General features: G+C 41.8%; 21 protein-coding genes. 8 read left to right on the forward strand and 13 right to left on the reverse strand.

Annotated elements, in window-relative coordinates:
• Window position 1: 1 nt before the first annotated feature.
• From F909_RS14505 to dxs, 6 genes are all read right to left on the reverse strand, one after another.
• Window positions 2-679: an outer membrane lipid asymmetry maintenance protein MlaD gene (locus F909_RS14505; protein ID WP_005147183.1), complete on the reverse strand. Its 678-nt coding sequence runs from the start codon at window positions 677-679 to the stop codon at window positions 2-4.
• Window positions 679-1,458, reverse strand: a complete 780-nt coding sequence (gene mlaE / locus F909_RS14500; RefSeq protein WP_005147184.1) for a lipid asymmetry maintenance ABC transporter permease subunit MlaE — start codon at window positions 1,456-1,458, stop codon at window positions 679-681. Before mlaE ends, F909_RS14505 begins: the two co-directional genes overlap by 1 nt.
• Window positions 1,455-2,273, reverse strand: a complete 819-nt coding sequence (locus F909_RS14495; RefSeq protein ID WP_005147185.1) for an ABC transporter ATP-binding protein — start codon at window positions 2,271-2,273, stop codon at window positions 1,455-1,457. The genes mlaE and F909_RS14495 overlap by 4 nt, the downstream gene beginning before the upstream one ends.
• Window positions 2,274-2,689: 416 nt before the next feature.
• Window positions 2,690-4,612: a DEAD/DEAH box helicase gene (locus tag F909_RS14490; protein ID WP_005147186.1), complete on the reverse strand. Its 1,923-nt coding sequence runs from the start codon at window positions 4,610-4,612 to the stop codon at window positions 2,690-2,692.
• An 849-nt stretch (window positions 4,613-5,461) separates the two neighbouring features.
• The gene (locus F909_RS14480) at window positions 5,462-6,292 is read right to left on the reverse strand and encodes an inositol monophosphatase family protein (protein ID WP_005147188.1); all 831 of its coding nucleotides are present in this window, start codon (window positions 6,290-6,292) and stop codon (window positions 5,462-5,464) included.
• Window positions 6,293-6,425: 133 nt separating this feature from the next.
• Complete coding sequence (gene dxs / locus F909_RS14475; protein WP_005147189.1) at window positions 6,426-8,333, reverse strand: 1-deoxy-D-xylulose-5-phosphate synthase; 1,908 nt, start codon at window positions 8,331-8,333, stop codon at window positions 6,426-6,428.
• A 306-nt stretch (window positions 8,334-8,639) separates the two neighbouring features.
• Between dxs and ribA the strand changes: the two genes are divergently transcribed.
• Both ribA and hemF read left to right on the forward strand, forming a co-directional pair.
• Window positions 8,640-9,242, forward strand: coding sequence for a GTP cyclohydrolase II (gene ribA / locus F909_RS14470; RefSeq protein WP_005147191.1), 603 nt, complete (start codon window positions 8,640-8,642; stop codon window positions 9,240-9,242).
• A 130-nt stretch (window positions 9,243-9,372) separates the two neighbouring features.
• Complete coding sequence (gene hemF, locus F909_RS14465) at window positions 9,373-10,314, forward strand: oxygen-dependent coproporphyrinogen oxidase (protein ID WP_005147193.1); 942 nt, start codon at window positions 9,373-9,375, stop codon at window positions 10,312-10,314.
• Between the two features lie 53 nt (window positions 10,315-10,367).
• Here the strand turns inward: hemF and F909_RS14460 are convergent, their stop codons facing one another.
• Window positions 10,368-10,949, reverse strand: a complete 582-nt coding sequence (locus tag F909_RS14460) for a histidine phosphatase family protein (protein WP_005147196.1) — start codon at window positions 10,947-10,949, stop codon at window positions 10,368-10,370.
• 151 nt (window positions 10,950-11,100) lie between these two features.
• Between F909_RS14460 and aroE the strand changes: the two genes are divergently transcribed.
• A complete protein-coding gene (aroE, locus tag F909_RS14455; RefSeq protein WP_005147199.1) occupies window positions 11,101-11,889 on the forward strand; it encodes a shikimate dehydrogenase in 789 nt (262 codons plus the stop codon).
• Between the two features lie 63 nt (window positions 11,890-11,952).
• Here aroE and F909_RS14450 read toward each other — a convergent pair whose 3' ends face one another.
• A complete protein-coding gene (locus tag F909_RS14450; protein WP_005147202.1) occupies window positions 11,953-14,268 on the reverse strand; it encodes a hypothetical protein in 2,316 nt (771 codons plus the stop codon).
• Between the two features lie 239 nt (window positions 14,269-14,507).
• Between F909_RS14450 and F909_RS14445 the strand changes: the two genes are divergently transcribed.
• Entirely contained in the window at window positions 14,508-16,331 is a 1,824-nt protein-coding gene (locus F909_RS14445) for an acyl-CoA dehydrogenase C-terminal domain-containing protein (RefSeq protein WP_005147204.1), read from the forward strand.
• A 53-nt stretch (window positions 16,332-16,384) separates the two neighbouring features.
• On the opposite strand, the gene F909_RS14440 is transcribed toward F909_RS14445, so the two are convergent.
• Window positions 16,385-17,059 carry a hypothetical protein gene (locus F909_RS14440; RefSeq protein WP_005147205.1) on the reverse strand — a complete coding sequence of 225 codons (675 nt, stop codon included), beginning with the start codon at window positions 17,057-17,059 and terminating at the stop codon, window positions 16,385-16,387.
• Between the two features lie 344 nt (window positions 17,060-17,403).
• Between F909_RS14440 and F909_RS14435 the strand changes: the two genes are divergently transcribed.
• Window positions 17,404-17,673, forward strand: coding sequence for a PspC domain-containing protein (locus F909_RS14435; RefSeq protein ID WP_005147207.1), 270 nt, complete (start codon window positions 17,404-17,406; stop codon window positions 17,671-17,673).
• Between the two features lie 67 nt (window positions 17,674-17,740).
• Here F909_RS14435 and F909_RS14430 read toward each other — a convergent pair whose 3' ends face one another.
• The 4 genes from F909_RS14430 to F909_RS14415 all read right to left on the reverse strand — a co-directional run bounded on the left by F909_RS14430 (window position 17,741) and on the right by F909_RS14415 (window position 21,563).
• Complete coding sequence (locus F909_RS14430; protein WP_005147209.1) at window positions 17,741-18,847, reverse strand: HPP family protein; 1,107 nt, start codon at window positions 18,845-18,847, stop codon at window positions 17,741-17,743.
• 111 nt (window positions 18,848-18,958) lie between these two features.
• Window positions 18,959-19,375, reverse strand: coding sequence for a lysozyme inhibitor LprI family protein (locus F909_RS14425; RefSeq protein WP_005147211.1), 417 nt, complete (start codon window positions 19,373-19,375; stop codon window positions 18,959-18,961).
• Between the two features lie 128 nt (window positions 19,376-19,503).
• Entirely contained in the window at window positions 19,504-20,298 is a 795-nt protein-coding gene (locus tag F909_RS14420; protein ID WP_005147215.1) for a TIGR03915 family putative DNA repair protein, read from the reverse strand.
• A gap of 2 nt (window positions 20,299-20,300) precedes the next feature.
• Complete coding sequence (locus F909_RS14415) at window positions 20,301-21,563, reverse strand: putative DNA modification/repair radical SAM protein (RefSeq protein ID WP_005147223.1); 1,263 nt, start codon at window positions 21,561-21,563, stop codon at window positions 20,301-20,303.
• 293 nt (window positions 21,564-21,856) lie between these two features.
• Between F909_RS14415 and glyQ the strand changes: the two genes are divergently transcribed.
• The 3 genes from glyQ to F909_RS14400 all read left to right on the forward strand — a co-directional run bounded on the left by glyQ (window position 21,857) and on the right by F909_RS14400 (window position 25,516).
• Window positions 21,857-22,846: a glycine--tRNA ligase subunit alpha gene (gene glyQ, locus F909_RS14410; protein ID WP_004775941.1), complete on the forward strand. Its 990-nt coding sequence runs from the start codon at window positions 21,857-21,859 to the stop codon at window positions 22,844-22,846.
• A complete protein-coding gene (glyS, locus tag F909_RS14405; protein WP_005147225.1) occupies window positions 22,846-24,915 on the forward strand; it encodes a glycine--tRNA ligase subunit beta in 2,070 nt (689 codons plus the stop codon). The genes glyQ and glyS overlap by 1 nt, the downstream gene beginning before the upstream one ends.
• A gap of 175 nt (window positions 24,916-25,090) precedes the next feature.
• Window positions 25,091-25,516: a hypothetical protein gene (locus F909_RS14400; RefSeq protein ID WP_005147226.1), complete on the forward strand. Its 426-nt coding sequence runs from the start codon at window positions 25,091-25,093 to the stop codon at window positions 25,514-25,516.
• The last annotated feature ends 222 nt before the right edge of the window (window positions 25,517-25,738 follow it).

Consider the following 25,738-nt stretch of genomic DNA (forward strand, 5'->3'; position numbering starts at 1 on the left):
ATTACTCAACAAAAGAAGGTTCTGCTTCAGCCGTAGCTGGTTGAGAAGCAGGACTCTCTGCAGAGGTTGAGCTCGATGTGGCTTTACCCGCACCACCAGTAATAAACTTACTGATTAAATCTTCTAAATCCATTGTACCTTGGGTATTTGAAACGACATCACCACGTTTAAGGTAGTTCACACCACCACCTGGAACAACTTTCAAATATTTCTCACCCAAAAGACCATTGGTTGCAACCATTATATAAGCATCTTCATCCAAACTTGTGATGGATGTCATGTTACTGATAAGTTGCTGTTCCATTTCTTTTTGTTTCGCAGCATCGGCCTGTTGATAATCAGAGCTATAGCGCAATTCTTCAAGCGCATTCTTTTGCACTTCTTTGAGTTGCTCAGGACTAAAGCTGGTTAATTTACCATCCAGATCAAATTTAACGGTTGCTAAACGCGTTACAGGATCAAGCGTGATTGATTCAACACGGCCAATAGTCACACCACTCATGGTTACTTTCGCACGCGCCTTTAAACCATTTACGTTATCAAACTGCGCTGTCATGCTGTAGCTATCACGTAAATTCGTACCGACTAAACCACTAACTTTCATTGCAAGAAAAAATAGAGCGATACCGAAGATAATGACAAAAATACCTACGGCCAGCTCACTAGTACGTGATTTCATTAAATCCCTCCGAACATGACCGCAGTCAACACGAAATCAAAACCTAATACACAAAGTGAAGAGTATACGACCGTTCTCGTCATCGAAGTCGCGATACCTTCTGGCGTCGGATCACAAGCATAACCTTGATATACCGCTACCCATGTACAAATTAAAGCAAATACAATGCTTTTGATGATGGTGCCATTAAAGATGTCATGCCAGAATTGCACGCTGCTTTGCATACCACTCCAAAATGACCCTTCATCCGCCCCTAAAAAATCAACACCAACCAGTTTGCCGCCAATAATACCAATGGTTGCAAAAATTACGGTGAGCATCGGCAGGCTGACAATACCAGCCCATAAACGCGGGGCCACAATTTGGCGAAGTGGGTCAACACCAATCATTTCCATACTGGCAAGTTGTTCACTCTGTTTCATGGAACCAATTTCAGCAGTTAGTGCTGAACCTGCTCGACCAGCAAATAACAGAGCGGCAACCACAGATGCAAGTTCACGCAACAAGGTGAGTGAAATTGCGGTACCGAGCATTGCCTCACTGCCAAAAGTGACCAGAATGCTATACATCTGCAAACCGAGAACAGCACCAATGAACAGGCCTGAAACAGCAATAATCAGCAGGGACATCACCCCAACACGATACATTTGATACACAAAACGCTGAAATCCGCCTTTCGATGGCATGGCAAATAAAACTTGCAAGAGCATCAATGCCGCAGCACCAATCCCCTTTATCCGCTCAATAACGAGTCTACCTAACCAGGCAATCGCATTCATGGACGAACCTCGTTATCTAAATATGCTTGGTGAGTAAATTGATATTCCACAGGTCCTTCAATTGAACCTGTTAAAAACTGACGTACAAATGGCGATGCATGATTTTTCAATTGTTCAGGTGAACCTTCACCCTGAATTTTGCCTTCCGCCACTACATAAATATAATCAGCAATTGATAAAGTCTCAGCAACATCATGTGAGACGATAATCGTGGTTAAATCTAAGGCATCTCGTAATGAGCGGATTAAACGCGTTAAAACACCCATCACAATTGGATCTTGGCCTGCAAATGGCTCGTCATACATAATCAGTTCAGGATCTAACGCAATTGCACGTGCCAAAGCTACACGACGATTCATCCCGCCCGAAAGCTCTGATGGCATTAACTGCTCAGCACCACGCAAGCCGACTGATTCAAGTTTTAAAGCAACTAATTCTGCAATAATATGTTCAGGTAATTTGGTGTGTGCCCGGATTGGAAAAGCGACATTTTCGTAAGTCGACATATCGGTAAATAATGCACCACTCTGGAACAGCATGCCCATACGCGCACGTGCAGCGAATAATTCTTGACGCGACATTGTCGCAATATTTTTACCGTCGAGCAGCACTTCACCGTGATCAGGTACCAATTGCCCACCGATCAACCGTAATAAAGTCGTCTTACCCGTACCAGACGGTCCCATAATTGCAGTAATTTGACCACGTCGAATTTTAAGACTGATATCGTCATAAATGACGCGTTCTCCTCGATTAAAGCTCAAGTTTTTAACTTCAATTAAGGCTTCTGTATCGAGAGGAGATTTGTTATTCATAATGGCATATTCCTGCACTTTTTATGCACGCATACTATACACTGAAAGATTAAACGCTTGTTTTTATTTTGATAACTGATGTATGAAGATTATTTAATTTATGTAGTTATTCTTTGAAACAACTTGGCTGGTCGTTTGATGAGAATTGACATTAAAAGAATCAGAATGATTGTTATCAAAAAGCGCATAAGCGAAAAATAAGCCATTACATAGCATCAAAATGACAAATAGACACGGTAGCCCTTCACTACACATGAATGACCATATTTGACTCAAAAGACTGTTATTTTGCTTAACGCTATTCATTTCTTATATAAAATTTGAATTAGTACACATTTTTTACATTTTACATGACTAACAGAAAATAAAAAAGCCAGTTTTTCAACTGGCTTCTTCTTTTTATCGGTTTTTAACGATTAAAAATCGTTTTTGCGACGACGGTCACCAAAACCACCTTCACGTTGTGGACGATCACCGAAATCACGTTTTGGACGATCTTCACCACCAAAGGTACGCTTTGGACGATCTTCACCACCAAAGGTACGTTTTGGACGATCTTCACCGCCAAAACTACGCTTTGGACGGTCACCAAAACCACCTTCACGCGGTGCAGCTGGACGATCACCGAAATCACGTTTTGGACGGTCGCCGAAGCTACCTTCACGACGTGGTTTGTAATCTACACGGTTACCACGGTTGTCATCATTCGAGTCAAAACGCGGTTTATCGTTGAAACCACCTTCACGACGTGGGCGATCAGAATTGAACTCGCGACGTGGACGATCTTCACCACCGAAACTACGCTTTGGACGATCTTCAAAACCACCTTCACGACGTGGACGGTCCGAATTGAATTCACGACGTGGGCGATCTTCACCACCGAAACTACGCTTTGGACGGTCTTCAAAACCACCTTCGCGACGCGGACGATCTGAGTTGAACTCACGACGTGGACGATCTTCACCACCAAATGATGGACGTTCGCCACGAGGTTTGTCATCGAAACTACGACGTGGACGGTCATCACCACCTTCACGGCGTTTAAAGTTGCTTTCGCCTTCAAAACGACGACCACCACCGAAACCGCCACGACCGCCATCACGACCGCCACGACCACGACCACCGCCATCACGGCCACGACCACCACCATCACGACCTGAACGAGCAGGAGGTGGAGATGGCTCTAAACCTTCGATTTCAGATACATTTAAACGTGCATCTAAGTAATCTTCTAAAGCACGGATTTTGCCACGCTCACGGTAAGTCGCTAAAGTAACGGCTTGACCTGTACGACCCGCACGACCTGTACGACCGATACGGTGTACATAGTCTTCATTTTTCATCGGTAAACCGAAGTTGATTACGTGTGAAATTGTTGGTACGTCTAAACCACGCGCCGCAACGTCAGTTGCAACTAAGATTTTTGCACGACCTTCACGAATGCTACGTAAACGACGGTTACGAACGGTTTGTGGCATTGCACCGTGCAACGCAACAACTGAGTGACCAGCTTCAGCTAGTTCTTCAGCAAGCATATCTGTATCTTCTTGCGTGCTTGCGAATACAACAGCTTGATCTACTGATTCGTCAGATAACCAATGCGTAAGTAATTTTTTCTTGTGTTCAAAACCGTCTGTCCAATGCAATGTTTGCGTTACATCAGTATTGGTGCTGTGACCAGTTTCGATTGCAATACGTTGTGGATCATTCATCATGCGCTCAGCAAGACGAATAATACGATCCGCAAATGTTGCAGAGAACATTAATGTTTGTTTACGGTTTGCAGCTAATTCACCAATTGCTTCTAGATCTTCAGAGAAACCTAGATCAAGCATACGGTCAGCTTCATCAACAATTAATGATTCAACTTTATCAAGTTTAATTTGACGACGGTTTACAAGGTCAAGTAAACGACCAGGAGTCGCAACGACAACTTGTGCACCTTTAAGCTGTTGAATTTGCTTACCAAAAGGCATACCACCCATGATTGCAGCAATACGAACACCTTTCATGTGACGTACAAATGCAATCGCGTCTTGGCTTACTTGTTGAGCCAATTCACGTGTAGGAGAAATAACTAAAATAGTCGGCTGAGTTACCGCTTTCATACGGTCTTTAAAAGAAACAAATGCTTCTTCGCCTGCTAATGCATTTAACGTTGGAAGTAAAAATGCAGCTGTTTTACCTGAACCAGTTTGGCTCGAAACTAATAAATCTTTCCCTTCTAACGCAGCGGGAATCGCTTGTTCTTGCACAGGAGTTGGAGTGGTAAAACCTAAACCTTCAAGCGCTTGTTGTAAGGTTTCGTGTAAAGAAAATTCGGCAAAAGTTTTGCTCATAGAGAGTTTCACCCTAATGGGTGCTCCATTTTAATAAATACAAAAAAAAATAGACATCGGCAACAAGCGGCAAAGCGACTCAAGCTGAAAAATAGATGAAGTTCAGCGGCGATCCGAATAACGACGATGTGGACTAAACGCACGCTTGATTACTGCTTCAACCTGAAGAATCGCTAAGCGATTTGGGCGCAAGATGTGGTCCTCTCTACGGACAGCGTGCGCTAATATGAATAGAACTGAATGTTCAGGTAATGAACTGGAATTTAAGTGCGTGGGCGGATTATAGCAGAAAGTTTAAGAAAGTCACGTTTTTTTAGAAAATACTGAGCTTAGCGCTCACAAATAAACTATACACTTCCACTAAATGCACAATTATTCTTTTTGGTAACAATAGATTACTCTAACTTCGATATGAAAAATAAGTTGAAAAAGTTTTTAATACCAATCCTATTTTTCGCCTTATGGTTAATCGGCAGTCTCAATATCGTGTTAAGTGGCAATCGAATTGATGATTACCTTATCAGGCATGACCCTGAGTATATTTTTAAATACCCTTTTGAAGGAGTTATATTTAGCTGGCTAATTTTCTCAGTCTACTTTATTACTCAAGCTCTATCTTTCTTGTTAAGCTTTAACCGTAAACACCCTACGCTATATTTTATAGTGTGCTCTGTAATTGTCACTGGGCAATTCTTTATTGCATATTTGACTTCAATGCATGCCCCGCCATATTGGGGTGCTTATTTAATCAATACAATTTTTTTGTTTTTATTTCAGCTTTTCGTTCTTCCCGCTCTACTGCACAAAAAAAAGAGCAGCTAATGCTACTCTTTTTTTAAAATCTAAAAATTATTTTGCAGCATCGCCCCAAGCAGGAACAACTGTTTGCATCAACGGCTTTAACATTTTCATTGAACACGCAATCACTTGACCATTATCAAATGAATCATTGCCACCACGAGCATCAACAACCACACCGCCCGCTTCTTTTACAATCAACTCACCCGCAGCGATATCCCATGGTTTTAAACCAAGTTCAAAGAAGCCATCAAAACGGCCTGCAGCAACATAAGCCAAATCTAAAGCAGCTGAACCACCACGACGGATTTGAGCACCTGATTTGGTCACAGCCAATAATGAAGCGAAATGCTGCTCTGCATAAGAAACAATTTCACCATTACGCTTTGCGCGGAACGGATGACCGACTGCAAGGAATGTGCTTTCCAAGCTTTCTTTTACATTGACACGGATACGGCGTTGGTTCATCACTGCACCACGACCGCGACTTGCAGAAAATAGTTCATCACGCACAGGATCATAGATCACACCGTGCTGAGTTACACCTTTATGCTGTACAGCGATAGAAATACAGAAATGTGGGAAAGCATTGATAAAGTTTTGAGTGCCATCTAAAGGATCAATCACCCAGCACCAATCTGCATCGTGACCTTTACCTTCTTGGAAACCAAACTCTTCGCCATGGAAGCTGTGATTTTTATAGCTTTTGCGGAGGGTATCAATTGTAAGTTGCTCCAAGTAACGATCGACACGCGTTACTGGACCATCAATGCCTTTTTCTTCAACTTGCAAATCGAGTTTATGACGATTCTGATGTGCCTTTAAAAGCTCTTGACCAACTGTTTGAGCCGCACGCGCAGCCATAACCACCATAGGTTCCATTGAACACCCACTACAAATTTGAAGATTTTGACAAAGAATAATGCATAAAAGCGCGTATATTCTAGCAAATATAAGCGCTTTTAGGGGAAAAATGTTGCGAAAAATTATTTTCGCTTTTACATGAGCTTATCGCTTAAAACCAAGCTTGCTCAATTGAAGCTAAAATTCCCTGACTGTCTAAACCACAATCTTGCAACATCTGCTGATGTGTTGCCTGATGAAGGAAGCTATCTGGTAAACCAATGTTCAACATTGGCTTAAGAATCTTCGCATGTGCCAAGAACTCATTCACCGCACTACCCGCACCTGCCATAACCGCATGTTCTTCTACGGTTACAAAGAGTTGAGTTCGAGGCGCCAAATCACGAAGTATTTGTTCGTCAAGTGGTTTCACGAAGCGCATATTCACGACACGCACACCTATCGCGTGTTTGTCCGCCAATTGCTGAGCTGCTTCAATTGATGCTGCAACACGGCTACCAAAAGCAAGAATACTGATCTGTTGTTCGGCATCCACATTAAATTCTGCAACGATTTCAGCTTTACCAATTTCCATCTCTGTCATCTGTTGTTGAATTTCAACACCTGTACCGACACCACGTGGATAACGTACCGCAGTTGGTCCTTTATAAAGATAAGCTGTATGTAGCATTTGACGACATTCGTTTTCGTCTTTCGGTGCCATAATCACCATGTTTGGTACGGTACGCATATACGCATAATCATAAGCACCAGCATGGGTTGGGCCATCTTCACCCACCAAACCAGCTCGATCAATACCAAACGTGACATCCAGATTTTGCAAGGCAACATCATGAATCAATTGATCATAACCACGTTGCAAGAAGGTTGAATAAATCGCAACAACTGGTTTAAGACCTTCACATGCCATACCTGCGGCTAAAGTCACTGCATGCTGTTCTGCAATGGCAACATCAAAGAAACGTTCTGGATATTGCTGTGCGAATTGCACCATCCCAGAACCTTCACACATTGCTGGTGTAATTGCGAGTAAACGATCATCTTGAGCAGCTTCATCACATAACCATTGTCCAAAGACATCTGAATATTTAGGTGGTGCTGTTACAACCAATGTTTTTACTGGTGCGGCTGCCGCTGGTGCAATCTTGGTAATCGCATGATAGGTAATCGGATCTGCTTCCGCAGGCGCAAAACCTTTGCCTTTTTTTGTATAGATATGGACTAAGCGAGGGCCTTTCCGTTTTTTGAGTGCATGGAAAACTTGTGCAAGCTGTTCCACATCATGTCCGTCAAATGGACCAAAATAATCAAAACCAATTGCTTTAAATAAGTTATCAGCTGCGTCAGTCGCTGATTGGTGTAAACGAGAGTTATAGGTCCACTTTGGATGCGGTTGAACATAGGCTTCGCCTTGTTCATTTACATTTACCAGTTGGCCTGTTTCCCAAATTGCCGCTAAGTGTTTTGCAAAACCACCTGTACTGCACGAGATCGACATATCATTATCATTTAAGACCACGATCAAGTCTGCGTCATGGGCAACCGCATCATTCATTGCCTCAAAAGCCATGCCTGCCGTCATTGCACCATCGCCAACGATTGCAACTACATCGCACGGATCTTTTTGATAACGGCGAGCCAACGCCATGCCCAAACCTGCTGAAATCGCAGTTGAAGAGTGACCAACACCAAAGGTATCAAACTCAGACTCATCACGTGCAGGGAAAGCAGCTAAACCATTTTTACTTCGAATCGTAGTAATGCGATCACGCCGACCTGTCAAAACTTTATGTGGATAGGCTTGATGCCCCACATCCCAGACTAAACGGTCATCTGGTGTATTAAAACAATAATGCAATGCGACCGTCAGTTCGACTACACCTAAATTTGCCCCAAAGTGACCGCCACTTTGTCCTGCTGCATACAAAATATATTGACGTAACTCATCTGCAACTTGTACAAGTTGGCTTTGCTCGAGTTGACGTAATTGTTGCGGATGGTCAATCCCATCTAACAATGGCGTAACAGGGCGTTGAGTTGGAATTTCGGTATACAACATAATGTGGCAAAGCCTTTTTAAGCCTGGCAAGTCCGAAGCTGGGTTTTAAATGGGGGCAATCATACAATTAAATATGATCTACCTTCAATCAGCCACACGTGCGAATGATGTAGTGCTGAACATTCTTATGCAAATTATAAAGAATGACCGATAGATTATCCTGAATTATGTCACTGTTTATCAACCATTATTGTGTTCTTTGTATGAAAAAGAAAAAGTTGTGTGAAAAATCAGAAATTCCAGTTCACGCAATCTTCATACATTAGGCTATACTCGAACTGTTTTTATTATCATAGTGAGCTCTCTGTGCCGATTGAATTTATTGCAACATCAAAGCTACCCACCGCTTTTGGTGACTTCAATATTTCCGTGTTTCAAGACCCTGTAACAGGCGAAGAACATGTGGCGCTATCTAAAGGTTTAGAAACGGCTCCAGATAAGCCAGTGCTTGTTCGCATCCATTCTGAATGCTTAACTGGCGATGCTTTCGCTTCACTTAAATGTGATTGCGGACCACAGCTACAAGCCACTCAACGTCTGATTAATGACGCAGGCCAAGGCGTGATTTTATATTTACGTCAGGAAGGACGTGGTATTGGTTTAACCAATAAAATCCGTGCTTATGCCTTGCAAGATCAAGGACATGATACCGTTGATGCGAATCTGTTACTAAACTTGCCTGCTGATGCGCGTCGTTATGATATGTGCAGCATCATGCTCGATCATCTTCAAGTTAAAGAAGTAAAACTAGTCACAAATAACCCACTTAAATTAAAAGCGTTGACCGATCTGGGTATTAATGTGGTTGAACGTGTACCGCTTACGGTAGGTCGGAATCCATTCAATGAACAATATTTAAAGACCAAACGTGAACGTATGGATCATCTATATCAAAAAGATGACTTTTAATTCATTTTTTAAACGGTTAAAAATAAAGCAATTAAAGGGTTTTTATTGTAAAAAATAAAAAACCCTTACTTTTATTATGGGTTTTATGTTTTGATATAACCCATCCCTAGATCACTTTCAGAGGATCATCATGCAGCACCCGACTTCAGCTGATATTCAACGTGTTCGCGAGTTTTTACTCGATCTACAAACACGGATTTGTGCAGGACTAGAGCAACAGGAACGTGCAGGCGGTGGTACCGCTGAGTTTATCATTGATGATTGGCAACGAACCGAAGGTGGTGGCGGTCGTTCTCGTGTTCTGCAAAATGGTGAAGTGATTGAAAAAGGTGGGGTCATGTTCTCCCACATCAATATTAGTAAACTTCCTGCATCTGCTACGGAACGTCATCCACAAATCGCAGGAGCGAAAGCACAAGCGTTGGGCGTATCGTTGGTGATTCACCCGAAAAATCCGAATATCCCAACATCTCATGCCAATGTTCGCTTATTTGTGGCTGAACCTGAAGGCCAAGATCCAGTGTGGTGGTTTGGTGGTGGTTTTGATTTAACCCCATTCTACCCAGATGAACAAGATGTGCTGAATTGGCATCAAAAAGCCTATGATCTGTGTCAGCCTTTTGGTGAACATGTTTATGCAGAACACAAACAATGGTGTGATGATTATTTCTATCTCAAGCATCGTGACGAACAACGTGGTGTCGGTGGTTTATTCTTTGATGATTTGAACCAGTGGGATTTTGAAACCTGCTTTAAATACATGCAAGCAGTGGGTAATGGTTATCTAGAAGCGATCTTGCCTATTTTTGAAAAGCATCGTCAACAACCTTATACCGAAGCGCAGCGTGAGTTCCAGTTGTATCGTCGTGGTCGCTATGTTGAATATAATTTGGTTTATGACCGTGGTACGTTGTTTGGCTTACAAACTGGTGGGCGTATTGAATCGATCTTGGTGAGCCTACCCAATCTAGCGGGTTGGTCATATCGTCCTGAATGGGATGCGGACTCGGCTGAAAAACGTCTCACCGATTATTATTTAAAGCCACGAGATTGGTTAGGCTTGCAGAAGTAAATCATATTACTCATCCCTAGCTCAGATGTTAGGGGTGAGGTCTTTTAAAAATGTTAAAATAAAAATATTGCGGTATTTTGAATTGGCCGATGAATTAAATCTAACCTAAAATTTTGCATGAGCTCTCGGCTCAAAGGTTGTGGTTCATGCTTTAACGTGAGCAATAATTGTAAAAATTGACCGTGTGTAAATATCACTAAATTCTTCTCTACATAAACTTCAGCCAATTGTTTTATTTTTTCATGGAACAGTTGTACGCGAAGATAAAAATCAGTAAAAGATTCTGCATCATCCGAATCACGATATTCATAGTCCATCCGTTCCCAATAAGCGTTGACCCAGTGCCTGCGGTCATCCAGATTGGTGTTAGCGCATTTCCTTTCCGAGAGATAACTAAACTCATGCAAGTTGTTATCGACTTCTGCTGTGATCTGATATTTATATAAAATCGGCTGTGCGGTTTGATAGGTTCTTTGATATTTAGAAATAATCACATGATCAATAGGTGGTAACGCTTCACAAAGTTGTTTTGCCTGTTGCTTACCCTGCTCGCTCAGCGCAATTGCAGCATGCGATCTAGTTCGCCCATTCACATTCGCTTCACTTTGTGCATGTCGAATTAAAAAAACACTCATAATGAGGCTAATTTTTAGATAATAGTTCGGAAATATCAGATCATGTTCTGATGATCAAATCACGACATTACTATGTCATAGATGTAAATCAATATTGCAGCATCCCCTTCAACTTTATAAACTTTAAACAACCTCACCATGTTGATCACTCATGACCAAACAATTTGCTGTAATTGGAAATCCGATTGAACAATCCCGCTCACCCGAGCTACACCACGCTTTCGCAGCAAAAACTGGGGTCGATCTCAACTATAAAAAAATCCTTGCACCGTTGGATGGTTTTGAAAGCACCACAAAAGCATTTTTTGCTCAAGATGGTATCGGTATGAATGTTACAGTACCTTTTAAAGAACAAGCTTTCGTACTCTGTGAACAACTGACTGAACGTGCCAAAATTGCCAAAGCAGTGAATACCTTGTGGATGCAAGATGGCAAGCTCTATGGTGACAATACCGATGGTCAGGGCTTGGTTGCAGCGATTCAGGCGTTGGGTTGGAACTTAGAAAATAGCCGCATTCTGATACTAGGTGCGGGTGGTGCAACGCGTGGCGTGATCTACCCATTGGTACAGGCAGGCGCAAAATACATTGTCATTGCCAACCGTACCCTCGCCCGTGCTGAACAACTCGTTGACGATTTAAAAGATGCTGTGCCTCAAACTGAACTTAAAGCCATTGGCCTAGAGCAACTCTCAGGTGAGTTTGATTTTGTGATTAACGCAACTTCTGCAAGTTTAACGGGCGATGCCTTGCAACTGCCTGAAAGCTTAGTATTCCATCATGCTTATGAAATGGCTTATGGCAAGCCGTCCAGCTTTCTGGACCAAGCTAAACAGCGCCAAGTCCCTGTTACTGATGGTTTTGGAATGTTGGTCGGGCAAGCCATTGAAGCTTTCTCGATTTGGAATGGCGTTAAACCAGAACTGAAAGATTTTTTATAATCATTTGAAGAATGAAATACAAAAAAACCTGCAAATGCAGGTTTTTTCTTCAGGTTCAGCTGATTATTTTACGGTTAGCATCTTCTGATACACTTCTTTGAAAATCTCATAATCAATAAATTCATTATGTTGAAGCTTTAATGACTTAATTGACTGCTCAGAAAGCTTATTCTTACGCGCATCCACATAGACTTGCCCCAAGATCGAGGCTGTTTGTTCAAGTAAGACTTTCTCTTCACTTGAAGCACCATTCTCTTGCTCAAATTGGATTTGATATTGCTTAGCAAATAGCTGTTGCGGTTGCTTATATTGTGCTTTCAGCTTGTTCCACGCTTGACGGTCTTTATCGCCACGCATAGCATCAACCACAAGACGATTCACCGCTTGGCCCAATTTATCATCAAACTGATCTTCATTTTCAAGATGATGTTTCTTTTGCAAAGCTTCAATCGTTTGTAGAGCTTTACCTTCAGGATTATAAACCTCATCATCGGCATACCAATATGCATACACACTGGCAATTTCCTGTAACTCTTGACTAGAGTAACGTTGCACGATCTGTGGGGTACTTTCCGTTAATTTCGCAATAAATACAGCTTTATAGGTTGGCTCATAGGCATGCGTTGCATCGAAACGTTGTTCTGCAATCACTTTCAGTTGATCGTCTAAAGATAAACGATAAGGCTCTGCTGAACGCTCTTGAATACCTGCTTGCCCTAGTTTCTCAGAGAAACTGCTTACTGTCTGTTCGAGCATTGAGCCTTTGCTTGCTTCTGCCCACGTTTTTGCACGTTTCAACTGCGCCTGATCGATTGGTGTGGCTTTGCCATAATTCGAGATCAGCATATCCGCTTTGACACTAAAACGGGACTTCAGCTCGGATAAGCCATAATTCAAATCATAATCAAGCTTGACCGCACGCCCTTGTGCATCTAACCCCACATCCATAATAAATGGATTACGCTTATCGACTGGTGGCAAGGCCTGATCAATATCGGCTTGGTGTTTGATCCATAGTGCTTTAAAAGCTTGATCGTCAATAAACTGATTCTGATCGTAGGCAATAAACTCTTTTTCTACTGTTTGTAGCTTTTCAAAATAAGACAGGAAGCCTGCTTCTGCGGGCTTGGTACCAAATACATCAATGCCATAAATACTTTGACAGTACTGTACATCACCATACGTGGTTTTAGAGGTCTGTTGCAATGCAGTACACTGTGTTTCAGTTAATCCACCGTCTTCATCGGCAGTTGCAACATCTTCACTATCTGCTGTTGAATCTTCCGCAGCTTGTCGTGCTTCTTCAGCAGCATCCTCTGTGGCATCTACAGCCGAAACGTCATCTTCGTCATCATTCGCCACACCAAAATGTTGATTGACAAGGCGGTACAGCTGTTGACTGACCACACTGGCATCATCTGCCGAGTCTTTTGCATCTAATAATGAAGCTTTTGATTTGGACTTAGTTTCACTTGCAGCCTCCACTTCATTGGCAATCAGCTTTTCTAAGTTCTGCTCTTTAATATTCAGCACACTTTGCACGAAGTATTTTTCATTGACCTTGCTGTATAAATTTGCCTGCAAAATCAGCTCTTCAATTGAAGTTTTTAAACGAATTTTCTCCACCACACCTGCTGCTTGATCTGCAGAAGAAACTGACAAAGCCTGAATATTATTTTGATCGGCAAGGCGATAGTAAATCGCACTTGATGCTTTGACATATTCAGCAAATTTTTTGTAATCCACTTGCTTGAATAGATCCTGATATTTTGAAAAATCTAGATAGGCAAGATTGCTTTGATTTTCTTTATTCACCAAATACGGCATCAAGGCAAAGTAGTTGATATAAAACTTATAATTATTCAGATCAAGCACCATCGGCACTTTGGCTTGCACCAATAAAGTCGGCTTTTCATAGCGTGCAGTCAAATTAAACGAACCCATTTTCTGGCGATAATGCACAGAGCCATCATATTCAAACTGCATGTCATTGAGGACATTGGCCATGATTTGGGTAAATTTATCGACTTTAGATTGACCGTAGGTTTTTTGTTCTTGTGCAAGCGCAACATAGAGCGCTTGTTTTTGCTTACTATTTAAATTGACCTTCTGGTCGCGCAAATATTGATCGACCTTTTGCTTCAGTGCAGCATCTAAAGGTGCGTTGTCGATCTTGGCATTTGCTTTATTTTGATTCGTCTCAACATGAATATTAAATTTTCCGCGATAATCATAGCTCGGATATTCATACATCGCATTGAGACTATTGATGGCCTTCTGTTCTAAATTGTTCGAAGCCGAATTGGTTTTAATGACATGTTGAGAACATGCAGAAAGACTAAGACCCATTAAGCATAAAGTTAAATATTTTAGACGCATAGCTTTACCAAACACCTTTATATCATTATATTTTCAAGTATAAAATTGAGTACTTTTCACATTTAACATCAGTTTTGATGCCAATAGAAAAGTGATTTTTTTACAAACATCTCTTCAAGTAAATTCGCTTTTCTGACATTCTTTTCCCTAGTGATTATCAATGTATTTTTATCACTATTGTGAATAATCAAAGTATCGAAACAGATAATCCAAAATGATTCAAATACAGGATTAAGATTATGCCAGCTTATAAAGCCCCGCTCCGTGATATTCGTTTCTTAATGAACGAAATGTTAGATTATCCAGCACATTACCAAACTTTGACAAGTGGTCAAAATGCGGATGCTGAAACAGTGGATATGATTCTTGAAGGTGCGGCAGATTATTGCGAAAACGTACTTTCTCCACTCAATCAATCAGGTGATGAAGAAGGTTGTACTTTCAACAACGGTGAAGTGACAACACCAAAAGGCTTTAAAGAAGCTTATGACCAATTCGTAATGGGTGGTTGGCAAGGTCTTTCTTATCCAGAAGAGTTTGGTGGTCAAGGCTTACCAATGTCTTTAAACCTGATCAAATCTGAAATGATGGGAACGGCAAACTGGTCATTCACCATGTATCCAGGTTTAAGTACTGGCTGTATGAACACGATCATGCAGTTTGGTACAGACGAGCAAAAAAATACTTATATGCCTAAACTGGTTGAAGGTACTTGGTCAGGCACAATGTGCTTAACTGAGCCTCAATGTGGTACAGACTTAGGTCAAGTAAAAACCAAGGCAGAACCTGCTGCTGACGGTACTTATAAAATTTCTGGTACTAAAATCTTCATCTCTGCCGGTGAGCACGATTTAACAGATAACATTATTCACATCGTACTTGCGCGTCTTCCAGATGCACCAGCAGGCACACGTGGTATCTCTTTATTCATCGTACCTAAATTCATCCCGACTGCGGATGGTGGTGTAGGTGAACGTAATACTGTTTCTTGTGGTTCAATCGAACACAAGATGGGGATCAAAGCATCTGCAACTGCAGTACTCAACTTTGACAACGCAACTGGCTATTTGATCGGTGAAGTAAACAAAGGCTTACATGCAATGTTTACTTTCATGAACACAGCACGTATCGGTACTGCAGTTCAGGGTATTGCACATGCTGAACTTTCATTCCAAGGTGCTTTACCTTATGCGAAAGACCGTATGTCAATGCGCGCGCTTTCTGGTAAGAAAGAGCCTGAGCGCGTTGGTGATGCGATTATTCACCATGCCGATGTTCGTCGTTTACTCTTGACTCAAAAAGCGATTGCAGAAGGCGGCCGTTCAATGATCTATCATGCTGCAAAACTTGCAGACAAAATGACAGATGCATTGGTGAGTGGTGATCAGGCAGCTTATGAAGCTTATGATGATAAGCTAGGCTTCTACACCCCTATTCTTAAAGGCTTCCTGACTGAACTCGGCTTAGAAGCAGCGAATAACGGTATGCAAGTTTACGGCGGTCATGGCTATATCCGTGAATGGGGTATGGAACAAATCGCACGTGATGCACGTATCTCTACCTTGTACGAAGGTACAACAGGGATTCAAGCACTTGATTTAATTGGCCGTAAAGTTCTTTTAAGTTCAAAAGGTAAAGTTGTTCGTGACTATACTGCTGAAATCTTGAAATTCTGTGCGACTCACGCGCGTAATAAGTATCTACGTCGCTTTGCATGGGACTTAACCAAGCTTTGCGCACAATGGAACACGCTAACTGTTCGCATCATGCTAGCTGCACGTAAAGACCGTGACATCGTTTCTTCAGCTTCTGCTGATTTCTTGATGTTCTCTGGTTATGTGATGATGGCATATTTCTGGGCACAACAAGCGGTAATCGCATCTGAGAAATTAGAAGCAGGTGACGGAATCGAAACACCTGAATTCTATAAAGCAAAAATCAAAGTTGCAGACTTCTACTTTGACCGTTTATTACCACGTGCTCAAGGTCATGCAGAATCAATGGTGACAACATCTCGTACCTTGACTTCACTTGCACCAGAACACTTCAGTTTCGATTACTAATCGGAACAACAAAAAAGAGCGCTAAATGCGCTCTTTTTTATGCCGAGATGATTTTATTCAACCTTCTTAAATACATAAGCTTGTTCAGGAAATGGATACTCTTTAAAAAACTTACGGTTATGGCCGTTATCGCCATTCCAAATTTTATCCAGATTCATCACTAAATCTTTATTTCTATTAATTTTATAATACAAATTCACATCCGCAGCATCGCAACGAATCATGATTTCATTGCTTTCTTGATGGACATGCCATTGGACTTGTTTACAGGTCTGCTCAATCTTTGCTGTATTACGTGTCGGATCTGAACCTAAACGGCTAAAACTGGTATTGGTCCAATAGACTGAACCATCGCCTAATAAATTGAGGATATATTCCGATTCTTTTTCGTTATTCACACAACCAGCAAATGCATCCGTACATGGAATACGCGCATGATAACGCCCGACATAGAGCATATCGGCTTTAGATGGTGGGCTTAACTTAAGTTGATGTATTGCAGGATGCGGTAACGTTGCTTGCCCTGCCACTTGAGTCAATGACACGCCTTGCGCATCAGATGCAAGCTGTTCTTCTTGCTCATCTGCAAGCACTTCACTCGCTTCACGACTCGGTTGCGTCTGGGGTTGTTGCTTTACTGGTTCTGGATGATGGCTATCACAAGCACTCAAACCTAAACTCAATAGAACTCCTACACTGACATACTGTAAGAATAACCTGAACTGCATATTTATAAATCTCTAACATCAATATCGTTATCGCGTGGTTTGCACTGACCGATCCCAGACTTGAAAAAATATAGGGATCATTTCAATGTCCGTCTATTCCCCAAATGGGTAATAGCCAACGCGACCGGATTGAAATAGCAAATTGACAAAGCAGTATGCTTTAATTCGGTGCATTTTAGGCGATCGTGTTGGTTTTTCCATCAATGATTTACACAACTTAACTAATCTCTCATCTGTTTAAACTTTAAAAAAATCAGTTCGCCCCTATTTCTTAATTAACAGCAAATTAAACTGAAAGAATTTATTTTTTACTGCTGTTTCATCAATTTAAGGAGACAAACTCGATGGCCAACTCTGGTTTATATCGCTCAAACCAACAAAGCATGATCGCTGGTGTAATGGGCGGTATTGCGGAACGATTTGGTTGGAACGCAAACTTATTACGTCTGATCTTTTTCGTGATCTCGATCATGAGTGCTGCCTTTCCGGGTATTTTGGTCTATTTGATTTTGTGGTTGGTTATTCCAAAACAGCAACAAGCCCGTGTTGATCACGTGCAGGGTTATAGCCAACCTGTAAAAACGATTTATGAAGACCAAAGCATAAAACGTTAATTCACTGTTACCTTTTTGGTCGCTACGGTTGAAATTACCCCCTAATCCAACCGTAGCTTTTTTTTATCTAAATGTAGACCTGGCGATTCAACTGTTGTTGCAAAGCTGCAATCATATCGGCACGACTGATTATCCCAATCAAACGATGTTCCTCAACCACAGGAATATAGTTAAATGATTTCTCGACAAAGTAAGGCACCAAATCTTGAATCGGTTGTAAGGGACTCACTGTCACAACTTTATGGCTCATAATTTGACTAACATAGTGCTGCCATGAATTCCGTGGATCTGTTGCACCCTTAAACCATTCCACCACTTCATAGAGTGCCAATGTCCCCACCAAATGATCTTCCGCATTTACCACTGGCAGACTCATTAAATTCACGGCTTTAAACTTATCCAAAGCCTGATGAATGTCATCTTGCTGATGCAATTTAATCACATCACGGCTCATAATATCCTGACAGACCAATGAGTTAATCAAGCGCTCGTTTGCATGCGATTGAGCTTCTAAAATGATTTTTTCTAAATCGTACTGGCTAATATCCAATAGCTCAGTGTGATGCTCTAAAGCATATTCAATATCTTTCGGCTGAATCGAGACTTTCTGGGTCGGTGTAAGATCTTTCGAACGCTCATTCACATGGGCAGTAATCGGATAATGACGCCCAATCAAGCGATTAAAAAAGACTGCAAACAACAGCAATAAGACCGAGTTGAGTAAAACTGGGTACAAAATGAAATGAAAACCTAAACGATGTACCGCTTCACCGCCTAATACCGCAGTAATCGCCACAGCTCCACTTGGAGGATGCAAAGAGTCTGTCGTCATCATCACAAAAATTGCCACCCCAACAGCAACACTAAAAGCACTGGTAAGATCGGGCAGATATTGCGTACAGGCGACACCAATAAAACCTGCCAAAGTATTGCCAACAATGACATTCCAAGGTTGTGCCAACGGACTGTTTGGTACTGCAAATAGCAACACAGAAGATGCACCCATCGGGGCGATATACCATGCATTCATGCCACCTAAGACATACCAGCTAATCAATGATGAGATCACCAATCCGCACAAGGCACCGACACCTGAGAGCATCCTCTCTTTTAAGGGCAAGACCTTATAATTTGGTTTGAGAAAATTTAGCCAGTCTGATTGGGTCAAGCTCACAATGTACCTTGCTGGATTCGCGTGGTTCTACTCGATGCAGAAGTATACGCTGACTTAGACTTAAGGTATATTTAAATTACATTTTTAAGTCATGATGAAAGCTGCTCAAGATTAATTTAAGTATTCTCTCAACTGCTCCAATCGCTCTGCATATTTTTGCATCGGACAAAATTCATACATTGGTGAACCAATATAAGCACCTGCATTGCGGCACTCTTGATCCACAAAATTTTTCCAGAGTTGTTGTGATTTCATGATGTCGTTATAACGTTCAGGCTGCTTGTATTGCTGACTCTGTTTTTTAATTTGATCCAATAACTGTACAATCTGCTTGGTATACAATGCCTTGGTCTTGTTGCTACAGCTCTCAACGACTGCATTATTGATGTTCCCCAATTTTAACTCTTTGATGGTTTCATCCACACAGGTGTTATAAGGATCAGTCGGCTTATCTTGCGCCACAGCCAATATATTCATACTCAAACAAGCCATTGCAACTATGCAGACCTTGGAACTTAATTTAATCATTGAACAGCTCTTTTGTTTTTTGATATTTTTAAAACCGTTTCGGGCTTCTATGCTGGGTTCATCCAAGCTTCATTCTAAAATCAATTCCGATCACAATGGAATCTGTTTGCAGCAATATAACAGCAGCCTTAAACATATTTTTCATTCAGGTAACGCCAATAACGTTTCGGCAGATATTGCACATGCAATTTGATATTTTGTCGCTCTTTGATATTGATACTATTAAAATAATCTTTCCAAAGTTGGTCGTATAAAACTTCCTGTTCATCCAGCTGCAACTGGAAACACTGGCTGCTGCCATTTTGGAGATTACGATCAATCTGATTGGCATCCATCCCCACCTCATGGACATCGTGCAGATCATAATAGAGTCCATATTTGCGTTGCTCATCATAAATCAGCCAACGCTGATCCTGATAACGACGCCTAAAATGCGGCTGAATCAAAGGTAATACATTAAAATCGGGACGAACTAAACTCAAAAACAGCCCATCTGTGGTTTTCTTAAAACGCACAAAAGCTTCCATCCGATGCTTCTCACGCCCAACTTTTTTAGTCCATTGAGAAATGGCGAGTACACTCGGATGTAAATAGTCTTTTTCGACTGAAAACTGCTGCTGAAACACATAAATACAGTAATTGAATAGATGCTGATAGGCTTCAAGCGACTCAGATAACGAAGCAAAATAAAATTGTCTTAACGCAGATTTAGATAGTTTTTGCTGTAGAGCCGACCAAACCCGTTGTGCATGTTCCTCATGATTGGGAATCTCCACCACAGTCGAAAACAATCCATGCTGGGCACCTTCAGTTAAACACAGTTGAACCCGAAACTCTTTAAACTGAAAGGCACGAAATACACAATTGAGCAAACCCACCATCGAACCATCAAAATAATAATAGGCAACACCACCACTCAACATGATTAAAATCCCAAACTCAATTGAGGTGAAAGCTGTTTGACGTATTTGGATGATCCTTGGGTTAAAATTTGCTGACGAATAAAGCTGGAAGAAAGTTCTTTCTGGAAGCGTGGACTGTCTTCACAGCGAACAAAAAACTTTGCCCGTGAATACGCCACACCGAGCTGTTTTAATAAATCGACATGAATTTTGCCAAAACGACGTGCCTGTACAATTTTCTTGGCTGATTTCACTCCAATGCCGGGCACGCGTAAAATCATGTGGTAATCGGCACGATTTAAATCCACGGGAAAATGCTCTGGATGACGCAATGCCCAGCTCAGTTTTGGGTCAACGTCTAAATCCAGATGTGGGAAACGTTCATTGACAATTTCATTGACCTGAAAACCATAGAAACGCATCAACCAGTCACTTTGATACAGTCGATTTTCGCGTAATAACGGCGGTGCAGACCCAACCGCAGGTAAATAATTATTTTCAGTATTAATCGGGACATAACCTGAAAAATAGACCCGCTTTAATTTGAATTCTTTGTAGTGGCGATCTGCCATAAACAACACATCTTGATCGGTTTCCTGATGGGCACCGACCACCATTTGTGTGGTTTGCCCTGCTGGGACATATTTCGGTACGTGCTTGATAATCTGACGTTCATCTTTCAACTGAATCAGTCGATCTCGAACCAATCCTAAATCTTTTTGCACTTCTTGATGTGACTTTTCAGGTGCAAAGGCTTTTAATCCCACTTCGGTAGGCATTTCTAAATTAATACTCATCCGATCAGCATACAAACCTGCTTCATGAATCAGCTCAGGTGAAGCACCCGGAATGGTTTTGAGATGAATATAGCCATTAAAGTTTTCTTCTAAGCGTAGTTTTTTCACCACTTGAAGCATGCGCTCCATAGTGTAATCTGCGGATTTAAAAATACCTGAACTAAGAAACAGCCCTTCAATATAGTTACGTCGATAGAAATTGATGGTCAGGTCAACCACTTCCTGTACTGTAAATGCAGCCCGTTTCACATCATTGGAACGACGTGACACACAATAGGCGCAATCAAAAATACAGACATTACTGAACAGGATTTTCAGCAGAGAAACACAGCGTCCATCTTCGGTATAGCTATGGCAAATCCCTGCCCGACTCGCGTCGCCTAGACCTTTATCTTTATTTTTACGGTCACTGCCACTGGAGGAACAGGACACATCATATTTGGCAGCGTCCGCTAAAATTTGCAGCTTTTCACGAATGCGATCAGACATTTCAAACGACCTGAAGAAAACATAGAATATCGTTTTAAAATTAGCATTTCAAAGTTGTGAAATTAAGAGGATGAGCGATGTAATACGTCATGAGGTGACGTGTGGATTTTCACTTTAAATCCACATGACTCATTTCAACGTCATTTAATCGATCTATAAATATAATTAAGAAGAATCGATCTATTCTTTATTTCTGATCAGAACTTGCGAGCGAACTGTTAGAAGCCTTTGCCACCCACCACCAAAATCCTTATACTTAACCACAATTTTTGTTTGATTCCAGTGGATGCACCATGAGTCGTGCTATATCGCATATTGACACATTTCAGGGCTTGATTCTTGCCCTACAAAACTATTGGGCGGAGCAAGGCTGCGTCGTATTACAACCATATGATATGGAAATGGGCGCAGGAACATTCCACACTGCAACCTTCTTACGTGCATTGGGGCCAGAAACCTGGAACGCGGCTTATGTTCAACCATCACGTCGTCCGAAAGACGGTCGTTATGGCGAAAACCCGAACCGTTTACAACACTACTATCAGTTCCAAGTGGTACTTAAGCCAAACCCAGATAATATCCAGCAGCTTTATCTCGATTCATTAAAAGCAATCGGCATTGATACGCTGACACATGACATTCGTTTCGTGGAAGATAACTGGGAATCTCCAACACTTGGTGCTTGGGGCTTAGGTTGGGAAGTCTGGTTAAATGGTATGGAAGTGACTCAGTTCACTTACTTCCAGCAAGTTGGTGGTATTGAATGTTACCCAGTCACAGGTGAGATCACTTACGGCTTAGAGCGTCTTGCCATGTACCTTCAAGGTGTAGACTCAGTTTACGATCTGGTTTGGACTAAAGGTCAATTCGGTACAGTTACGTATGGTGATGTATTCCATCAAAACGAAGTTGAGCAATCAACCTATAACTTCGAATATGCACCAGTCGATAAAATGTTTGAATTATTCGACTTCTATGAAGCCGAAGCATCTCGTTTAATCGAAGCTGAATTACCACTTCCTGCATATGAACAGGTTATCAAAGCATCACATTGCTTTAACTTGCTCGATGCACGCGGTGCGATTTCTGTGACTGAACGTCAACGTTATATTTTACGTGTCCGTACTTTAGCGCGTTCAATTGCACAAAGTTATGTGGCTGCCCGTGCCAAACTTGGTTTCCCGATGGCAGAACCACATTTGCGTGATGAAGTATTGGCTCAGCTTAAAGCACAAGTTGAGGCAGAAGCAGCCCAAGCTGAAAAAGCGAAGGAGAATAAATAATGACTAAGCATACAGTTTTATTCGAACTTGGCTGTGAAGAACTTCCACCAAAAAGCTTAAAAACTTTGCGTGACGCACTTAAAGCAGAAACTGAAAAAGGCTTAAAAGATGCAGGCTTAAACTTCGCTTCTATCGAAGCCTATGCTGCTCCACGTCGTTTAGCATTGAAAATTGTTGATATCGATGCTGCTCAAGCAGACACACAAAAACGTTTTGATGGCCCTGCTGTACAAGCGGCTTATGATGCTGAAGGTAATGCAACTAAAGCACTTGAAGGCTTTATGCGCGGTCAAGGCATTACGGTTGACCAACTTTCAACTTTCCAAGCAGGTAAAGTTGAGAAAGTGTGCTTCCTGAAAGATGTCAAAGGTCAAAGCCTTGATGTTTTATTGCCGCAAATTTTACAGACAGCATTGGATAACTTACCTATCGCAAAACGTATGCGTTCAGCGGCAAGCCGTACTGAATTCGTACGTCCAGTAAAATGGGTGGTATTGCTGAAAGATGATCAAGTGGTTGAAGCAACCATTCAAGATCATAAAGCAGGGAATGTGACTTATGGTCATCGTTTCCATGCGCCTGAAGCCGTGACTTTGGCTCATGCTAATGACTACTTGGCGACTTTAGAACAAGCCTATGTGGTTGCAAACTTTGAAAAGCGTCAAGCGACGATTCAAGCACAAGTGAAAAAGCTAGCTGATGAAGTGAATGCCACTGCGATTGTGCCAGCAGATTTGCTTGATGAAGTGACTAGCTTGGTTGAATGGCCTGTAGCTTTACGTGCAACTTTCGAAGAGCGTTATTTGGCTGTTCCACAAGAAGCCTTGATTACCACCATGCAAGATAACCAGAAGTATTTCTGCTTAATCAACGCCGAAGGTAAATTGCAGCCTTACTTCATTACCATTTCAAATATTGAGTCGAAAGATCCGATTCAAATTATTGAAGGAAATGAGAAAGTTGTACGCCCTCGTTTGTCTGATGCGGAATTCTTCTTCTTACAAGACCAAAAGCAACCGCTTGCGTCTCGTAAAGAAAAATTAGCCAACATGGTGTTCCAAGCACAATTGGGCACACTTTGGGATAAATCAGAACGTATTGCGAAATTGGCTGTGGCATTATCTCCAATTACGGGTGCCAATGTTGCTGATGCTGAGAAAGCTGCGTTACTTGCGAAATGTGACTTAACTTCTGAACTGGTGGGTGAATTCCCAGAACTTCAAGGGATTGCAGGCACGTACTATGCACGCCTTGAAGGTGAGAATAATGAAGTTGCCGAAGCTTTAGGTGAGCAGTATTTACCGAAATTTGCGGGTGATGTATTGCCGCAAACCAAAACTGGCACAACCATTGCCCTTGCGGATCGTTTAGATACTTTGGTCGGTATTTTCGGTATCGGTCAAGCACCAACAGGTTCGAAAGATCCATTTGCATTACGTCGTTCTGCAATCGGTATCTTACGTTTAATCATCGAAAATGAACTTGATGTGACCATTGAAGAACTCGTTAACTTTGCCTTGCAAGGTTATGGCGATGTTGTTAAGGATCATGACAAGACACGTACGGATGCAGTGGCTTTCCTTGAAGGCCGTTACCGTGCCAAATACGAAGATCAGGGCGTAGCGGTTGATGTGATTCAGGCGGTTCAAGCGCTTGCACCAAAATCTCCACTTGATTTTGATAAGCGTGTGACTGCGGTCAATCATTTCCGTACTTTGCCAGAAGCGGCTGCATTGGCTGCGGCAAATAAACGTGTTGCCAATATTCTTGCCAAAGAAGCGACACCAGAAGGTGCTGTGGTTGAAGCGAATCTGGTTGAAGCTGCTGAAAAAGCACTTTATGCAGAGTTGTCTGCGCTCACACCTGTGGTTCAGCCATTGCTTGCTGCGCGCAACTATACCGAAGCATTGTCTAAGCTGGCTGCACTTCGTGCGCCAATTGATGCCTTCTTTGAAGGCGTGATGGTGATGGCTGATGATGCAGAGTTAAAAGCCAACCGTTTACGCTTACTCGCTCAGTTGCGTGATTTGTTCACGGCAATTGCCGATGTGAGTGTATTGCAGGGTTAAGCAATAAACGACAATTTAATAAAGGGATCTATCAAGATCCCTTTATTATTTCTGAATAGAAATTCATTCTTTATACATAACTGTATCAATTTCATATCATCGACACTCTTTTCTTCTACCGAGCGATAAGATATAAAATCTCGATTGCGAAGCTATCGCTGAAAGGACAGAAAAGATGATGAATAAAGTACAAATATTATGTGTTACGACTGCACTAGTGGCATCGTCTTCTCTATGGGCAGCAGATACAGCCAACAATGCGACAACCAATGCACCCAATGCTGTCCCTGAAAAAGCCATGCCCTATGGTGATAACCCAAGCTTAGGTCGTGTCTTGTTGTATAAAACAGGCAAAGGCATGCAAAATCTCGGTGATTCAATCCAAGGCGCATCAGAGAACACATCACAAAAGATGAGTGAAAAATGGAAGAGCACCAAAGAATACACTGCTGAACAGTCTGAAATTGTGCAAGAGCAAACCAAGAAAGCAACACAGTATACCGCGAAGAAATGGCAAGACACCAAAGATGCTGTGGTTGGAACCAATGAAGGTAATGTCCCAATCGAACGAGCTGGACTCAGCCAACCTTCAAATAACTAAATCCAGAACCTCTACGTTGTAGAGGTTTTTTTATGCTGCGTCATTCAGCAAAACAGTGCTTTACCTTGCCCCAATGATAGACCATTTGCTCGCATCGCTTCTGTTATAGTGATTTGAAAAATAGGCTTTAAATTTACAGTGTATGCTCAAAACATTCCTTGAACTTCACGGGTCTTGCCGACACACTAAATCGCATAAATTCATCGGACTGGAATTTTGCAC

The sequence above is a fragment of the Acinetobacter sp. ANC 3929 genome, from assembly GCF_000369405.1.
In the GTDB taxonomy this organism is placed as follows: domain Bacteria; phylum Pseudomonadota; class Gammaproteobacteria; order Pseudomonadales; family Moraxellaceae; genus Acinetobacter.

Bases quoted from the DNA above. Each gene is read 5' to 3' on its own strand.
- F909_RS14505 (WP_005147183.1), bottom strand. From the start codon at position 679: ATGAAATCACGTACTAGTGAGCTGGCCGTAGGTATTTTTGTCATTATC.
- mlaE (WP_005147184.1), bottom strand. From the start codon at position 1,458: ATGAATGCGATTGCCTGGTTAGGTAGACTCGTTATTGAGCGGATAAAG.
- F909_RS14495 (WP_005147185.1), bottom strand. From the start codon at position 2,273: ATGAATAACAAATCTCCTCTCGATACAGAAGCCTTAATTGAAGTTAAA.
- F909_RS14490 (WP_005147186.1), bottom strand. From the start codon at position 4,612: ATGAGCAAAACTTTTGCCGAATTTTCTTTACACGAAACCTTACAACAA.
- F909_RS14480 (WP_005147188.1), bottom strand. From the start codon at position 6,292: ATGGAACCTATGGTGGTTATGGCTGCGCGTGCGGCTCAAACAGTTGGT.
- dxs (WP_005147189.1), bottom strand. From the start codon at position 8,333: ATGTTGTATACCGAAATTCCAACTCAACGCCCTGTTACGCCATTGTTA.
- hemF (WP_005147193.1), top strand. From the start codon at position 9,373: ATGCAGCACCCGACTTCAGCTGATATTCAACGTGTTCGCGAGTTTTTA.
- F909_RS14460 (WP_005147196.1), bottom strand. From the start codon at position 10,949: ATGAGTGTTTTTTTAATTCGACATGCACAAAGTGAAGCGAATGTGAAT.
- aroE (WP_005147199.1), top strand. From the start codon at position 11,101: ATGACCAAACAATTTGCTGTAATTGGAAATCCGATTGAACAATCCCGC.
- F909_RS14450 (WP_005147202.1), bottom strand. From the start codon at position 14,268: ATGCGTCTAAAATATTTAACTTTATGCTTAATGGGTCTTAGTCTTTCT.
- F909_RS14445 (WP_005147204.1), top strand. From the start codon at position 14,508: ATGCCAGCTTATAAAGCCCCGCTCCGTGATATTCGTTTCTTAATGAAC.
- F909_RS14440 (WP_005147205.1), bottom strand. From the start codon at position 17,059: ATGCAGTTCAGGTTATTCTTACAGTATGTCAGTGTAGGAGTTCTATTG.
- F909_RS14435 (WP_005147207.1), top strand. From the start codon at position 17,404: ATGGCCAACTCTGGTTTATATCGCTCAAACCAACAAAGCATGATCGCT.
- F909_RS14425 (WP_005147211.1), bottom strand. From the start codon at position 19,375: ATGATTAAATTAAGTTCCAAGGTCTGCATAGTTGCAATGGCTTGTTTG.
- F909_RS14420 (WP_005147215.1), bottom strand. From the start codon at position 20,298: ATGTTGAGTGGTGGTGTTGCCTATTATTATTTTGATGGTTCGATGGTG.
- F909_RS14415 (WP_005147223.1), bottom strand. From the start codon at position 21,563: ATGTCTGATCGCATTCGTGAAAAGCTGCAAATTTTAGCGGACGCTGCC.
- glyQ (WP_004775941.1), top strand. From the start codon at position 21,857: ATGAGTCGTGCTATATCGCATATTGACACATTTCAGGGCTTGATTCTT.
- glyS (WP_005147225.1), top strand. From the start codon at position 22,846: ATGACTAAGCATACAGTTTTATTCGAACTTGGCTGTGAAGAACTTCCA.
- F909_RS14400 (WP_005147226.1), top strand. From the start codon at position 25,091: ATGATGAATAAAGTACAAATATTATGTGTTACGACTGCACTAGTGGCA.